The sequence below is a fragment of the Enterococcus olivae genome, assembly GCF_053760925.1.
In genome coordinates this window covers 1-14,864 of record NZ_JBSMVT010000040.1, presented here as the reverse complement: position 1 = coordinate 14,864, position 14,864 = coordinate 1, and the positions used below count along the sequence as shown (strand labels likewise).

The 14,864-nt window shown below is 40.2% G+C and carries 15 protein-coding genes and 1 other annotated feature; of the genes, 1 reads left to right on the top strand and 14 read right to left on the bottom strand.

Going from position 1 to position 14,864, the window contains the following annotated elements; translation table 11 throughout:
- Window positions 1–190 precede the first annotated feature (190 nt).
- From ACWODM_RS15560 to ACWODM_RS15520, 9 genes are all read right to left on the bottom strand, one after another.
- Entirely contained in the window at window positions 191–658 is a 468-nt protein-coding gene (locus tag ACWODM_RS15560; RefSeq protein WP_455322243.1) for a GNAT family N-acetyltransferase, read from the bottom strand.
- Window positions 659–1,062: 404 nt separating this feature from the next.
- Window positions 1,063–1,962, bottom strand: coding sequence for a GTPase Era (era, locus tag ACWODM_RS15555; RefSeq protein ID WP_455322242.1), 900 nt, complete (start codon window positions 1,960–1,962; stop codon window positions 1,063–1,065).
- 17 nt (window positions 1,963–1,979) lie between these two features.
- Window positions 1,980–2,384, bottom strand: a complete 405-nt coding sequence (locus ACWODM_RS15550) for a diacylglycerol kinase family protein (protein WP_455322241.1) — start codon at window positions 2,382–2,384, stop codon at window positions 1,980–1,982.
- On the bottom strand, window positions 2,362–2,838 hold the full coding sequence (gene ybeY, locus ACWODM_RS15545; RefSeq protein WP_455322240.1) for an rRNA maturation RNase YbeY: 477 nt from the start codon (window positions 2,836–2,838) through the stop codon (window positions 2,362–2,364). Before ybeY ends, ACWODM_RS15550 begins: the two co-directional genes overlap by 23 nt.
- The gene (locus ACWODM_RS15540; protein ID WP_455322239.1) at window positions 2,838–5,033 is read right to left on the bottom strand and encodes an HD family phosphohydrolase; all 2,196 of its coding nucleotides are present in this window, start codon (window positions 5,031–5,033) and stop codon (window positions 2,838–2,840) included. The genes ybeY and ACWODM_RS15540 overlap by 1 nt, the downstream gene beginning before the upstream one ends.
- Before the next feature lie 24 nt (window positions 5,034–5,057).
- The gene (locus ACWODM_RS15535; RefSeq protein WP_455322238.1) at window positions 5,058–6,032 is read right to left on the bottom strand and encodes a PhoH family protein; all 975 of its coding nucleotides are present in this window, start codon (window positions 6,030–6,032) and stop codon (window positions 5,058–5,060) included.
- Between the two features lie 299 nt (window positions 6,033–6,331).
- Window positions 6,332–6,781, bottom strand: a complete 450-nt coding sequence (locus ACWODM_RS15530; RefSeq protein ID WP_455322237.1) for a GatB/YqeY domain-containing protein — start codon at window positions 6,779–6,781, stop codon at window positions 6,332–6,334.
- 39 nt (window positions 6,782–6,820) lie between these two features.
- Window positions 6,821–6,997, bottom strand: coding sequence for a 30S ribosomal protein S21 (gene rpsU, locus ACWODM_RS15525; protein WP_002356740.1), 177 nt, complete (start codon window positions 6,995–6,997; stop codon window positions 6,821–6,823).
- Window positions 6,998–7,296: 299 nt separating this feature from the next.
- Window positions 7,297–7,734 carry a Fur family transcriptional regulator gene (locus ACWODM_RS15520; protein ID WP_455322236.1) on the bottom strand — a complete coding sequence of 146 codons (438 nt, stop codon included), beginning with the start codon at window positions 7,732–7,734 and terminating at the stop codon, window positions 7,297–7,299.
- 92 nt (window positions 7,735–7,826) lie between these two features.
- Here ACWODM_RS15520 and ACWODM_RS15515 point away from each other — a divergent pair, with 92 nt between their 5' ends.
- Complete coding sequence (locus tag ACWODM_RS15515) at window positions 7,827–8,684, top strand: pyruvate, water dikinase regulatory protein (protein WP_455322235.1); 858 nt, start codon at window positions 7,827–7,829, stop codon at window positions 8,682–8,684.
- Window positions 8,685–8,826: 142 nt separating this feature from the next.
- Here the strand turns inward: ACWODM_RS15515 and ACWODM_RS15510 are convergent, their stop codons facing one another.
- The 5 genes from ACWODM_RS15510 to ACWODM_RS15490 all read right to left on the bottom strand — a co-directional run bounded on the left by ACWODM_RS15510 (window position 8,827) and on the right by ACWODM_RS15490 (window position 14,594).
- Entirely contained in the window at window positions 8,827–9,756 is a 930-nt protein-coding gene (locus tag ACWODM_RS15510) for a homoserine O-succinyltransferase (RefSeq protein ID WP_455322234.1), read from the bottom strand.
- Between the two features lie 108 nt (window positions 9,757–9,864).
- Window positions 9,865–10,095 (bottom strand) — a binding site (T-box leader).
- Between the two features lie 61 nt (window positions 10,096–10,156).
- Window positions 10,157–11,032 (bottom strand): homoserine kinase, encoded by an 876-nt coding sequence (thrB, locus tag ACWODM_RS15505; RefSeq protein ID WP_455322233.1) that lies wholly within the window; start codon window positions 11,030–11,032, stop codon window positions 10,157–10,159.
- Window positions 11,033–11,034: 2 nt separating this feature from the next.
- The gene (locus tag ACWODM_RS15500) at window positions 11,035–12,312 is read right to left on the bottom strand and encodes a homoserine dehydrogenase (RefSeq protein WP_455322232.1); all 1,278 of its coding nucleotides are present in this window, start codon (window positions 12,310–12,312) and stop codon (window positions 11,035–11,037) included.
- A 119-nt stretch (window positions 12,313–12,431) separates the two neighbouring features.
- Entirely contained in the window at window positions 12,432–12,725 is a 294-nt protein-coding gene (locus ACWODM_RS15495) for an ArsR/SmtB family transcription factor (RefSeq protein WP_455322231.1), read from the bottom strand.
- Between the two features lie 141 nt (window positions 12,726–12,866).
- Complete coding sequence (locus tag ACWODM_RS15490) at window positions 12,867–14,594, bottom strand: phospho-sugar mutase (RefSeq protein WP_455322230.1); 1,728 nt, start codon at window positions 14,592–14,594, stop codon at window positions 12,867–12,869.
- Window positions 14,595–14,864: the final 270 nt, after the last annotated feature.

Here is a 14,864-nt window from a genome sequence, read left to right as displayed (position 1 = left end):
CGAATTTATTCTATACTTATCCATGAGATAGTCCTTTTTATTGGTCTTGGATAAGTCATCCAAGTGCTAGTATAAAGGATTTTTTTGTTTCATGGAATAGGTTATAATTTTAATGCAACACTAGTGATTTATCATATAGAAGTATTTTTATCACACTTGATTAAGAATACTATTAAATTAAAAAATATTTTTAAGTCAATACTTTTAACATCTTGTAATTGCGAAGTTGAACACTATTACGTACTGGATATCGTTCTTCAATTATATCAAATCCCCGTGATTGAAATAATGATACAGCAGTAATTGATACGTCAGCGAGCAGTTTTTGACTGCCATTTTTACGTGCTTCTGTTTCCAGCATTTGTAAAATCCGACTCCCCATACCCTCACGTTGGAAATCTTTATGGATAAAAAGCATATCAATAAGTCCCTCATCGACAAGATTGCCAAAACCAACGATTTGATTTTGATAGATAGCAACAATTGTGTCTGAATTGACAAAACGAGGATGCCAATCTGACACTGTTGGATGACCAATCCATGCAGTGATTTGAATGGGAGAATAGTCCTTTATGTTCATGACCGTATCAACAAAAAGATTAATTATTTCCTGACAGTAACTATTTTTATATGGTCTAAATTCAATATTATGTAGCATTTATATATCTCCATATCTATTCGCTTACTTATAGCATAACAGGTCTTCAAAAATAAAAACAAAAAAATCAGTCCAGTTGTCTAGAAAAGATACTCATCCTACCAACTGGACTTCCATTTTTTTGAATCACTATTTTTGTTTACATTAAAAGCTACAATCAGAAACTGGAAGGACAAACGGAGAAAAGCCCTTGTCGTGGATTAAAGAGCTGAATGAATTACTCAGACTTAGTGCGATGAGCACTTAAGTCTGAGTTTGAACGTCAGCAGCCAGAGAGACTCTGTCAAGAGCCTCTTGGCGATCTCCCACAACAAGGGTATTTTCGGAGCTTTGTTCTGGAAGTTTCAGTTTTTGTCTATCTTTCCAGCAAACAAAAACACTTGAAATTCATCTAGCTCATTTGATTAGTAATTGTCTTCTCGGTAGCCAAAGTCTTTCAAATAGGTTTGTTTGTCGCGCCAATCTTTTTGAACTTTTACCCATAATTCTAAATAAACTTTATCACCTAAAAGACGTTCAATATCTTGACGGGCTTTCGTACCAATCACTTTTAGCATTTTACCGCCCTTACCAATAATGATTCCTTTTTGGCTATCACGTTCGATAATAATCGTCGCTTGAATATGAACCTTATCATTTTCATTACGTTTCATGGAATCAACAACTACTGCAACTGAATGAGGAACTTCATCTCTGGTCAGTAATAGCACTTTTTCACGAACTAATTCAGAAACAATGAAGTATTCCGGGTGATCCGTGATCTGATCCTCTGGGAAATATTGAGGACCTTCTGGCATTTGTTCAACTAGAACATTCATCAGCGTTTCAAAATTATTGCCTTCTGTAGCCGAGATCGGCACCACTTCGGCAAAATCCATTTGACTAGAATAATCTTGGATCGTCTCTAGTAAAGCGTCTGGATGAACCTTGTCAATTTTATTCACGATCAAAAAGACTGGGACTTCACTTTTTTTCAAGCGTTCTATGATGAAGTCGTCCCCTTTGCCACGTTTTTGGTCGGCACTGATCATAAACAAGGTCACATCAACTTCTCGCAGGGCACTGTAAGCTGTTTCTACCATAAAATCCCCTAATCGATGTCTCGGCTTATGGATTCCTGGTGTATCAATGAAAACGATCTGTGTGTCCGGAGTAGTGTAAACACCCTGGATCTTGTTTCTCGTGGTTTGTGCTTTGTCACTCATAATAGCGATTTTTTGTCCGACGATTCGGTTCAGCAAGGTTGATTTCCCTACGTTTGGACGACCGATGATCGCCACGAATCCTGATTTATGTTCTGTCATATCTTTCTCCTCTTTCTCTAGTTAAAAATAAGCTGAATTACTTTGGGCAAGAAAATGATTGCTCCTACAAGTAAAGCAAAAAAGGAGGTAATCAGTACTGCGCCAGCAGCCATGTCTTTGATTTTTTTTCCAAGGGGGTGAAAATGCTTGTCTGTGACCATATCCACCACATTTTCAAATGCAGTGTTGATGATCTCCATGATGAGCATCATAAATATACTGAAAAGAATCCACAGCCATTCTTGCTGGTTCAATCGAAAAAGAAAACCAAGCAAAATAACCAGTATACCTACGATAGTATGGCTGCGCATATTACGCTCATCTTTATAAACTGTCTTGATCCCTGTTAGGGCAAACTCAACAGAATTAATGAATCGTTTGTTTTTTTCAATTGATCGTTTATCTTTCAAGTCCATAGGCATCCAAAATTTCCTTTTGTAGTCCAAACATTTCCGTCTCATCTTCAGGTGTCATGTGGTCATAGCCATTGATGTGCAAGAAACCATGTAACGCTAAGAAGCCAAGCTCACGATCATAGCTGTGACCATATTCTGCCGCCTGTTCTTTAGCACGTTCCGTTGAGATCATGATATCACCTAGTATTCTTGGCATATCCAGATCCTCACCATCAAAGAGGATTTCCATTTCTCCCTCACCGGCTTCTTCCATCGCAAAGCTAATGACATCGGTTGGCATATCTTTTCCACGATAGGTACTATTGATTACTTGGATCGCCTCGTTGTCCATAAAGGTCACGGACATTTCAGTTTCTTCCGGAAGCTTCAAATAGTCTGCCGCAAACTGTAACAAAGACTCAATGTCGGTTATTTTTTCTTGAGAAACAGCTTGTGTTTCGTCGATAAAGGTAATCTCCATTAGTCGCCTCTTCTTTCTTGTTCTTCTTTCATTTTTTCCGCTTCGGATTTCATCTTCGGATACTTGATTCTTGAATGGAAGGTACTGCATAAGCCGTTGATCAAAGATCTTTCAATGATCCGAATCTCTTTTAAGGTCAAACCAGAATCATTCAACTGACCGTCCAAAATACGATCAGTGATCAGTGTGTTAACAAAGTTGCGAATCTTTTCGTTGGTCGGATTCTCCATCGCACGAACCGCTGCTTCACAGCTATCAGCAATACTAACGACTGCTGCCTCTTTGCTTTGCGGGATTGGTCCAGGGTAGCGGAATTCTTCTTCCGTTACTTCTGGATTCCGTTCCTTCGCTTTCACATAGAAAAATTTCATCAAGGTCGTTCCATGGTGCTGTCGACAAATATCCACGACCATCTGAGGCATATGCTTTTCTTCCAACAGAATAGCTCCATCAATCACATGACCGAAAATAATTTGTTTACTGTCTGCCGGCAATAAGAAATTGTGAGGATTTTCCGCTCCTGCAGGTAGATTTTCTACAAAGAAATTAGCGTGTTTTAGTTTTCCGATATCATGATAATAGCAGGCTACACGAGTTAAGAGTGAATTTCCACCGATCTCTGCAACAGCATTAGCACTAAGATTCGCCACCATCATACTGTGATGATAGGTTCCGGGTGCTTCTTCCAGTAGTTGTTTCAATAAAGGATGATTGGGATTACTCAATTCATTCAAAACGATCACACTGTCATCCGTCAGCAATAGTTCAATGTACTGATGCAAGCCAATCGTTAACAACAAGGACAGGATACTTCCGGCCAAGCTACAAGCCAGCGTGATCCACGTCCGACTGTTTGAAAAGGCCATTCCCTGAAAAATAACCAAGATCAGGTTAAGTAGGAATGGGAAAATCACGATCCAAACAAGTGCCTTCGTGCCTTGATCGACGATTCTTCTTCGTGGAAGGATCGTTCCCATCAAACCAGAAAACAAATACGAGACCAGAATAATCGTTAAAATATTAGTTCCCATGGATTCATAAAAAATAAAGGTTGCTGTGACTACCTGAAAAACGGCTGCCAGAATCCCAAACCTGCGATTGATAAAGATATTCAATACAAGTGGCGCAAAGGCTGCTGGATAGAACAATGGGATAAAAGGAATCAATTCTGTTTGGAAAATCTCAAAGAATTTCATAACGACTACACTTAAAATCATGATACTCACATAAAACGTCAAATAGGTTTCACGACTTCCTCGGTCTTCCCACTGCTTAGCAAAATAACTCAGTACGACTATTTGCAAAATGATCCCTAAGACCATCGCAATAATTGGAAAGAACGAAGTATTTTGACTCGTCATTCCTAGTAAATTGAGCTTTTCGATCGCATTGGCATCGATCTGAGAACCTTCGCGAACAATGATCTCTCCTTGATAGATCATTACTGGCTGAACGGCATCCTTAGCCGCTTGCTGACGATCTTCTGTACTTCGCTCATTAAGGAAGGTATTGACCACGATTCCCTGTGTTAAAATCATTCGAATCAATTGTGATTGCGTAGAAGACAGTCCCAGCATCTCTACTTTATCCTCTGCTTCCTTACGTGCTTCAGCTAAATTAGCCTGACGGATCTGTTTAGTCATCTGTTCATCGATCAGATTCAAGCTTTCTGTTTTTACTTGATCTAGCTCTTCCTCGTTGAGGGTGAAAATCATTTGAAAGAAATTATTGCTGATTCGTTGATAAAAGCTTAAGTCATCCGAATCGATCTGTTCAAATTCTTTTTTTAGTAAAGCAATTTGTTCATCCAAGGTCATCGGCTGCGCATCCTCGTCATCCGAATCTGCTCTTTTTTTATTTTCAACTTCGACGTCTGTTTTAACTTTCGCAGTCAGACTGAATAGATGTTCAACAAGATTGTGCTGTTTGACTGCCATATCTTCCTGGTAGGTATATTCAGGAGTCACTGCTTCAGCAGCCAACTGTCTCTTTTGCTCTGTCGCAGAGGTATTCTCGATCGTTTTGTTTGCGCGAATACTCGCTTCTGCTACTTGTCCTTCCCGATAATCCACCGTGCGTTGCTGAACACTAGTAAAAACCAGTCCAACCATGGCGACAAAGAAAATGAAAAATACGATGGGAATAAAAAAACCATGTAGCCTCTCCTGTATTTTTCTTAAAGGTTGAATAATCATTCACTTTCCTCCTATCTGACAAAACTATCGAACATCTCGCAGATCTGCATGGTCATACGCTTGAATAATTTCAGCGACTACTGGATGTCGAACGACATCGCTTGCTTCAAATGAAGCAAAAGCAATGGCTTTGATCTTGCCTAACGTACGTTCCGCATGTATCAAACCACTGACAACCCCTCTAGGCAAATCGATTTGACTAGTGTCTCCATTGACAATCATTTTGGAATTGTAGCCTAAACGAGTCAGAAACATTTTCATTTGGGCGATCGTCGTATTCTGTGCTTCATCCAAGATCACAAAAGCATCATCCAGAGTTCGCCCACGCATGTAAGCAAGGGGTGCGATCTCGATTACTCCTCGTTCCATCAAACGGTTGGTATGTTCTGTTCCAAAAATTTGATACAAGGCATCGTAAACAGGTCTCAGATAAGGATCAACCTTTTCTTTCAGATCTCCTGGTAAAAAGCCAAGATTTTCCCCAGCTTCAACTGCCGGACGGGTCAAAATGATTCGTTTGACTTGTCCTTTTTTCAAAGCAGCGATCGCTAATACAACTGCTAAAAAGGTTTTCCCTGTCCCAGCAGGACCGATCCCAAAGGTCACATCATGCGAACTGATCGCATCCACATATTTTTTCTGTCCTGCATTTTTGACACGAATCGGTTTCCCGTTGCGGTCTTTGATGAGCTCCTCTTCATACATATCGATGAAGGCGCCTAATGTGCCCTTCGCTGACATTTTCAGAGCTGTCACGACATCAGGTGTATGGATTTGGATGCCTCGTTTGATCAATTCCCGCAAAGTATCGATCACAGCTGCCGCTTGCTCAACCCTCTCCTGTGTACCTTTGATCTGAATAATTTCGCCACGTGTGCGAATCACTGTCTGGGTCGTATCTTCAATTACATTTATATGCTTGTCGTGCGCTCCTAAAAGCATGTGCGCGTCGTCAGCTTCCGTTAGCTTTATTTCTAACGATGATTGATCTTCTGTCAAAAATTTCCGCTCCTTCTTTATCTGCATTCTTCTTAATAATACCACACTCTAAAGAAAAGAAAAATTGCTTCTGCTTATCTTCTTCGACCATCTTCAGACTAATTTAAAATTCACCGTCGAGAGCTCATTTTCTCAGGTCTTTCAAGTATCGATATTCAATGCGCAGAGATATTCAAAGGGGGAATTTTATTGAAAGGTGTCTGGGTCATACCAAGAAAATAGAACGGCAACTTACCCGTAGCTAAAAGCTAAGAAAAACAAAAAAAGTCGCAGACAATTGCTTGCCTGCGACGGATTCATTACGCTTTATTCAATAATTCTTTGACGATTGCATTGACTTGATTGCCGTCAGCTTTTCCTTTTACTTGAGGCATCACTGCACCCATGACTTTACCAAATTCTTTTGGTGAAGTCGCACCAGTCTTTTCAATCGCTGCAACAACAATCTGACGAATCTCTTCTTCAGTTAGCTGTGCAGGAAGATACTTTTCAACAATCGTAATTTCACCTTTGACTTTTTCTGCAAGATCTTGACGATCTGCTTTTTCGAATTCGGTCAAAGAATCGCGTCGTTGCTTCATCTCACGAGATAAAACTGTTAACTCTTCCTCTTCAGTCAAGTTACGACCGACCTTGATCTGTTCATTTTGCAACGATGCTTTCAACATGCGAATGACTTGCAAGGTCTCTTTCTCCTTTGCCTTCATCGCCGTCTTCATATCATCGTTCAATGTACTAAGTAGTGACACACTACCAGCTCCCATTTCTTTACAACTGATGAAAACTAATTAGAATTTCTTGCGTTTTCTAGCTGCTTCAGATTTTTTCTTACGTTTCACGCTTGGTTTCTCATAAAATTCACGTTTACGTGATTCTTGTAACGTACCTGCTTTTGAAACGGAACGTTTGAAGCGACGAAGAGCATCATCAAGAGATTCGTTTTTACGAACGACTGTTTTTGACATGTAAATTCCCTCCCTCCGAGCCTAAAAAGTAACCGTTTTTGTTATTGAAATAAACTATTCCACAACAATACTGTCCTTTGAAAATTATAGCTAAGTACAGAAAGGGTGTCAAGTCGTTCCAGGAAAAACTTCCTATAAAACTAATTTTTCGTTCGTCTTTACCGTCTACTTGACTAGAAAAAAAACTGAAAGATTCGTACTAGACATAAGATTTCTAAGACGTTTCATGTTCAGATCGATCGAATTGTAAACAACAATTTTTTTCTGAATCTTCATGAAAATAAAAATTCAGGCTCCTTTTACGAAACCTGACACTCTTCACATCGACCTAAAATCTCAAAACGATGCCCTTCTATTTTACATCCTGGTAGCTGATCCTGAAAGAAATCCATCGGGCATAGAGACAGTTCCTTGGTTTTCCCACAAACGGTACAGATAAAGTGATGATGATGGTGTTCCATGCCATGCGTGCAGCAGTGGAAACGAAACTTCATCTCTCCATTTAACTCAGTCTCTTCTAAAATACCGATTTCCGAAAAATCATGGAGATTACGATAAATCGTATCGTAGCTTACTCCTGGGTATTCTTCTGACATAAATTGATGTAATTCTCTTGCTGGAACGTAACGGTTACATTTGGCTAAGTAGCTAATCATCGCTTCTCTTTTTTTTGTATATTTCAGACCATTTTCTTTCAATGTCTGCAAAGCTTGTTCAATGGATGATTGTCTTTCCATGCGAATCTCCTCCAAATCGGAGCCCTTCCGATTGTTTTTACTGAGTGTATGGTATAATAAGATCAACTAAATTGCAAGTGAGGGGTAATTTTATGACACAAGAAAAAAAAGAAGCAACCGTAACGTTTTTCGTCATTTCTGATTCAGCCGGAGAAACAGCGACCAAATTAGCACAAGCAACGATGGCCCAATATCCATCTGTAGACTTTGAATTGTTCCGCCGCACATTTATTACGACTAGAAGCGCCTTATTGCAAACACTAGCAGATGCCAAAAAACACAACGCGATCATTTTACATACACTGATCAGTGACAATCTTGTGGAACTGACTGATGAATTTTGTGACGAAAGTGGCTTGTACCACTTGGATGTTTTAACTCCACCAGTCACTGAGGTTGAGCGTCGGACTGGAGTCGCTCCAAGCCGTGAGCCAGGTGCTCTTCATCACCTGAACAAAAACTACTTTAAACGAATCAAAGCGATGGAATTCGCCGTGAAATACGATGATGGGAAAGACCCGCGTGGATTTTTAAAAGCAGACGTTGTCTTGTTAGGCGTTTCTCGTACCTCCAAAACACCGTTGAGTCTGTTTTTGGCAAATAAAAATCTTAAGGTTGCCAATCTTCCGCTTGTTCCACAAGCACATATTCCTAAGCAATTATTTGAAATCGATCCGAAAAAAATCGTTGGTTTGACAAACGATCCTGATGTCTTGAACAGTATTCGTAAAGAGCGGATGATCGCCTACGGTCTAAATCCGGATACGGCTTACTCAGATATCGATAAGATTCGTGAAGAACTGGACTTTGCCCACGATTTGTATGAAAAACTTGGCTGTGAAGTGATCAATGTTGCCTCTCTTTCTATTGAAGAGACGGCCTCAATGATTTTAAACGCTCTTGATTTAGAGGATCACAGCTACTACATTACAGATGTAGAAGACCTTTAAGCAGAAAAAAATGATAGTCACTTTCACTCACGATGGACTTTGAATCATTTTTCTTAAAAGCAAGTAGCCTATCAAACTGGTGATGGTGTATAACAAAAATTGAAAGCAAGCGGATATCATGAACTGATGATCCGCTTGCTTTTTATTGTCTTTGAATTTGGTTTCGACTAGGGATATCTGCTAAGCGATACGGTGTGATTTGATAGACATCATTTAGCCAGTTGTGGTAAAGCAAATGGGCATTGCTTCGCCAACAATTGGTCACTTGTAGCTGTGAGTTCTTCTCAAAATAATTCACGGGTTGCGCCGTATCCAGACCTTTCTGTTGGTCTCTCAAATACTCATCCTTCAAGGTCTCGGTGTCGTATTCAAAATGTCCGAGAAGGAAAATATTGTGCTGATCATTTGAAATCAATATCGTCGCACCAATCTCTTCATTAGCAGCTACGATCTGTAAAAGATCTGCATTGATCTGGCTTTCATCAATACCAGTGTAACGAGATTGCGGTCCCAAGAAGACATCATCGAAGCCACGGAACAAACGATGCTGAATTTGGAGTCTCTGAGAATAGATACCAAATAGCTTTTCTTCATATTGGATTTTTTCAATGCCATAATGATGGTACAAACCAGCCTGTGCCCCCCAGCAAATATGAATCACAGAAGTCGTATTGGTCTGACTCCAATCCATAACTTGTGTGAGCTCCAACCAATAATCGACTTCTTCAAAAGGAAGCTTTTCAATCGGCGCTCCCGTAATGATCATGCCATCGTAGCAATCGTCTTTTATTTCTTCAAAATCGACATAGAATTTAGAAAGATGGCTGGGACTAATATTTTTATGCTCATGAGAAACTAGCTTTAAAAAATCAACATCGATTTGCAGTGGACTTTGACTGATCAAACGCAGCAGCTGAATCTCAGTGTCGATTTTATTAGGCATCAAATTTAAGATCAACAAGCGCAATGGACGAATGTCCTGATGACGGGCACGTTTTTCTTCAATCGCAAAAATATCTTCCGTTTCAAGTACAGATTTTGCCGGAAAATCCTGTGGCAGCTTAATCGGCATAGTATCTCCCTCCAATCTTTTTTATCTTCAATGCCAAAACGTAGTTGTTCATTGACTCCTCTCCTTTTTTATTTTATAGAATAAAAAAAGCCGCACCCTTTCCATTACAGAAAGGACGCGACTTTACATGCGTGTTACCACCTTTTTTTGCCGTTTTCTCACAAAAACAGCCTCTACCAGTACTATCATACTGAGAAGCTATAACGGGCTCACCCGACGATCACTCTTCGCAATCATTCGCTCAAAGACCATCTTCCAAACCGATTCCTTGCTTCTTTCCACCAAACGAAGCTCTCTAGAAAATTCCTCAGTCTGTACTCTTCTTTTCAAAGCATTGCTATTTCAATACATCTTTAAGTATACCTTGTTACCCTTGTTTGTCAATTGCTTCTTCTTAAAATTAAAAAACTTGAACGCCTTCACGATCGATCGACAAATGTTCAACTTGTGCTCTTGAATCTAAGGCATGAAGAAGTTTCATAATCGTCTCGGTCTTCTCTTCTGGAGCAAGGATCAATACAGTGGGACCGGCACCACTCAAGAAACAACCATAAGCCGCTTCTTCCTTACAAACTTGACGAATCGCAGCTAAATGAGGGACGAACTTGCCACGATATTTTTCATGCCAACGATCCTCCTGCATCATCTTGCCTGCTAGTGGCAGATTGCCATTCAAGACAGCAGCGATCATCACATTGGCGATCGCACTGGCTTCCACTGCTTCTTTATATGAAAAAGACTCAGGTAAGACCCCGCGACTCTCACTTGTCAAAAGCTCAGTGTTAGGAATAAAAGCGATGATGTCACATTCAGGAAAATAATGTTTCACATGACTGACACTATTTTCTGTTTTTTCAGAAAAATGACAGGCTACGACAAAATCTCCACAGATCGCAGGAGCAACATTATCAGGATGCCCTTCGATCCGAGTCGCGATCTCTACTTTTTTATTTTGAGAAAGATTCAGATTCCCTAAACGATTGGCTAGTTCGATACCGGCAACGATCACCGAAGAACTGCTTCCTAAACCACGTGTCAGCGGAATAGTTGAAGTCATTTTTAATTTTTTAGGTGTCAGAGAAGGTGCAACATCCAAAGCTGTTTGGATCAATAAATTGCTTTTGTCTGAAGGAATGTCTTCTCCCAGAGAATGAATGATTTCCCATTCTTCCGTATCTTCTAAAATTTCTACAGATAAATACATAGACAAGGCAATACCACAGGAATCAAATCCTGGACCTAAATTCGCACTTGTTGCTGGAACTCGTATTTTCATCTCTATGCCTCCATGACCTTCATTCTTCGTTCTAATGTTCCGTGCTTAACAAAGACTGCTTCCGCGGCCTCCATCTGCAGACGATTGATGTTGCTGGTCAAGACAACGATCCGTTTTCTGTTTTCTTGAGTTTCTTCTGCTGAGTCGATGACATCCACTTCAACTGCAGCCAGTAATTCCGTGATTTCTTCCACTGTAACTGTTGATTCAAAAGAACCTGCTAGATAATAGGTTGCCATGTCCTTTTCCGGAGGTGTCAACTGTAATGGTTTACGATACTCATTAAATTGAGGTCCAGTGATCCCTGCATGGATATTCTCCGCGATCACTGTTACATCAGAGATTACACTGGTAGCTGTCGGCAGTGAGCCCGCACCTGGTCCGTAAAACATTGATTGACCAATCCCCGTGCTATTGATGAAAACGCCATTGTATTCATACTTGATCGACGCCAACGGATGACTTTTAGAGACTAGTGCAGGAGCGACAGAAACATGGACCGTGTCCTCTGTTTTAACGGATTCTCCAATCAACTTGATTTCATAACCAAATTTTTGTGCTTGTAAAACATCCTTAATCGACAATCCGCGAATTCCTTGAATCTCCATATCAGCCAATGAAACATCCATTCCATAAGCAAATTGGGTCAATATGATCATTTTGTAGGCCGCATCGATCCCATCCACGTCATTCGTTGGATCTGATTCTGCAAAGCCCAGTTTTTGTGCTTCTGACAAGGCTTCATCGTAAGAGGTACCCTCTTCCAACATTTTAGTCAGCATATAGTTCGTCGTTCCGTTGACAATGCCACGAATATTTGTGATCTCATCTGCCAAATAATTTGCTGTTAAGGTACGAAGGATCGGAATTCCTCCTGCAACGCTCGCTTCATAAAAAAGTGAGACTTGATTTTTTTTCGCGATCTCCACCAATTCTACACCATGCTGTGCAATCAAATCTTTATTAGCAGTTACCACATGCTTTCCCTTTTCTAAAGCAGCAGCAATAAATTGTCTAGCGGGATCGACTTTACCAATCAGTTCAATCACGATCTCAATCGAAGAGTCTTCGATAATGTCTGTTAATTCTGTTGTTAGTTCCAAGCCATAATCTTCTGCAAATTGTTTTTTATCTTCTGTTGGACGCACAAGAGCTTTGACAATAGAGATCGTAACACCTGTCTGCTCCTTGATTTTCTCCTGTTGGGCTGCAAGAACCTTGACTGCACCGCTTCCAACAACGCCCAATCCTAAAATACCTACTCGTAATTGCTTTTCCATGAATACTCCTAACTGAAAGAGTCATTAAAACACTTTCATTTTTTTCTCATAATTTTCTACTAGCATACCAAATATTGATCAAAAAAAAAAGACTTTCGCAAACGAAAGCCTTCTTTGTTTCACAAATGGTGGATATGGCGAAAGGTTTGTTCCAAAATATCTAAAACATGCTGGTCATCTAAGCTATATAAAATCGTTTTTCCCTCACGTCGCGACTTGACGACATTGTTTTCTCTCAATAATTTCAGCTGATGTGAAACAGCTGACTGTTCCATTCCGACTGATTCCGCAATGGAGGTCACATTTCTTTCACCGCTTTTTAGCGAAAGAACGATTTTTAACCTTGTGACATCACTCAATACTTTGAAAACTTGACTGACACCTTCAATTTCCTGGATCGTTGGATTTTCCATAGTTACCTCCCTTTTTCACTGGCTGCTTTCTGCCGTCTGATAAGTCAAAAAAACTAGAACAAGAATCAGAATGATTGTTGTCCCAGATTATTTTCATGCTCGATGCAGCCATTCTGAAACTACCTTTTGCTTAGTATACTACTAAGCGCCAGTTATTTCATTGATTGCCGCTTCCAGACTATTGATTTTTTGCGTAGTTTCTTCGTCACTGTTTGCTTTCACACCAATGTAGAATTTGATTTTTGGTTCTGTTCCAGAAGGTCGAACAGCAATCCAGCTTCCATCTTCTAATACATATTTCAATACATCAGATGGTGGTGTATCCAATGACTCAGTGGATCCGTCAGCTTGTTGTCGAGTCAACAGCTTGAAGTCTTCTGTTTGAACGACTTTCATTCCTGCAAAATCTGTAGGAGCTTTCTCGCGGAAAGTCTTCATCAAGGCAGCGATCTGGGCTGCTCCTTCTTGACCACTCATGGTGACTGAAATTGTTTTCTCTGCAAAGTAACCAAACTCTTCGAAGATTTCCTGTAGAGCATCATACACTGTTTTTCCTTCTTTTTTGTAGTAAGCAGCTACTTCTGCAAATAGAACAAGCGCTTGAATCGCATCCTTGTCACGTACGAAAGGTTTTACTAGATAACCGTAACTTTCTTCAAAGCCAAACATGAAGGTATACGAATGATCTTCTTCAAACTGCTGGATTTTTTCCGCAATAAATTTGAAACCTGTTAGTACATTGAACATCTTCGCTCCGTAGCTTTCCGCAACTGCTGTTGGTAGTTCACTAGAAACGATCGATTTCAAAACAGCGGCATTTTCTGGCAGTGTACCGGCTTGTTTATGAGCTTCCAGAATATAGCGGATCAAGATCGCGCCAATCTGATTCCCAGACAGAACTTGGTATTCACCGCTCGGCAAACGAACAGCTGCTCCTAGACGGTCTGCGTCCGGATCTGTTGCAATCAGTAAATCTGCCCCTTCTTTTTCACCCAAGCGAATCGCATATTCAAAGGCAGAATGCTCTTCTGGATTTGGTGATTTAACTGTGCTGAAATTTGGATCTGCTACTGCCTGCTCTGGTTCGATAATGAATTGCTTGAAACCAGCTTGTGTCAATGCTTTTTCTCCGAGCATCTTACCAGTACCATGCAATGGCGTATAAACCAATTTAAGGCTATCACCCATCTCATCAATCAATTCTTGATTGATCGTCACTTCTTTGATTTCTTTTAGATAAGCGTTATCGATTTCTTCACCGATGACATTGATTAAGCCACTGTGTTTGGCTTCTTCTTCTGAAAGTACGGGTACTTCCAAGGGATTTTCTACTTCACGGACAAAGGCTGTCAGTGCATCTGCATCTGCAGGTGGCATTTGTCCACCGTCTTCACCGTAGACTTTATAGCCATTATAATTAGATGGATTGTGAGAAGCTGTGATCATGATTCCAGTAAATGTTTTTAGGTAGCGAACAGCAAAAGACAATTCTGGTGTTGGACGTAAACTTTCAAACACATACGCAGGAATGTCATGTTTTGCCAATGTTTTGGCTGCTTCCATTGCAAACTCTGGTGAAAAATGACGAGAATCGTAAGCGATCGCTACACCCCGGCGACGAGTTTCCGGATCTTGCTTGTCCATGAAACGTGCCAGTCCTTCAGTCGCTTGACGAATCGTATAGACATTCATCCGATTGATTCCTGGTCCAAGAACACCTCGCATGCCAGCTGTACCAAATTCTAAAGGAGCATAGAAAGAGTCTTCCAGTTCACTGACATTTCCTTCTAAGTCCTGCAGTTGTTTTGTTAGATCGCCTTCCAGGCTCTGATGGTTCTTCCATTGTTCATAAGTTTTTTCCCAAGACATACAAAAGCACCTCTTCCAAATTAATTTTTCATTATAAGTATATCATTATTAATAAGTGACTGAAAGCCTTGTCAGACGATTCATTCAAAAAAACAGAATGTTATTTGAAAAACATTTTTTCACTGTTTTTTCAGATAACATCCTCCTGAATCATTCATAGATTTTTATACAGGGACATTTTTATCAAAAAATTAGGCGAAGCTGAAATGTTTCTTTCTTTTTTACAAATCGATTAGATTCCTTCCTAACGGAAGAAAAGAAAAGTTCATT

Coding starts and splice junctions, on each gene's coding strand:
- ACWODM_RS15495 (WP_455322231.1), bottom strand. CDS start 12,725: ATGGAAAATCCAACGATCCAGGAAATTGAAGGTGTCAGTCAAGTTTTC.
- ACWODM_RS15560 (WP_455322243.1), bottom strand. CDS start 658: ATGCTACATAATATTGAATTTAGACCATATAAAAATAGTTACTGTCAG.
- era (WP_455322242.1), bottom strand. CDS start 1,962: ATGACAGAACATAAATCAGGATTCGTGGCGATCATCGGTCGTCCAAAC.
- ACWODM_RS15500 (WP_455322232.1), bottom strand. CDS start 12,312: ATGGAAAAGCAATTACGAGTAGGTATTTTAGGATTGGGCGTTGTTGGA.
- ACWODM_RS15550 (WP_455322241.1), bottom strand. CDS start 2,384: ATGCCTATGGACTTGAAAGATAAACGATCAATTGAAAAAAACAAACGA.
- ybeY (WP_455322240.1), bottom strand. CDS start 2,838: ATGGAGATTACCTTTATCGACGAAACACAAGCTGTTTCTCAAGAAAAA.
- ACWODM_RS15540 (WP_455322239.1), bottom strand. CDS start 5,033: ATGATTATTCAACCTTTAAGAAAAATACAGGAGAGGCTACATGGTTTT.
- rpsU (WP_002356740.1), bottom strand. CDS start 6,997: ATGTCAAAAACAGTCGTTCGTAAAAACGAATCTCTTGATGATGCTCTT.
- ACWODM_RS15515 (WP_455322235.1), top strand. CDS start 7,827: ATGACACAAGAAAAAAAAGAAGCAACCGTAACGTTTTTCGTCATTTCT.
- ACWODM_RS15490 (WP_455322230.1), bottom strand. CDS start 14,594: ATGTCTTGGGAAAAAACTTATGAACAATGGAAGAACCATCAGAGCCTG.
- ACWODM_RS15520 (WP_455322236.1), bottom strand. CDS start 7,734: ATGGAAAGACAATCATCCATTGAACAAGCTTTGCAGACATTGAAAGAA.
- ACWODM_RS15510 (WP_455322234.1), bottom strand. CDS start 9,756: ATGCCGATTAAGCTGCCACAGGATTTTCCGGCAAAATCTGTACTTGAA.
- thrB (WP_455322233.1), bottom strand. CDS start 11,032: ATGAAAATACGAGTTCCAGCAACAAGTGCGAATTTAGGTCCAGGATTT.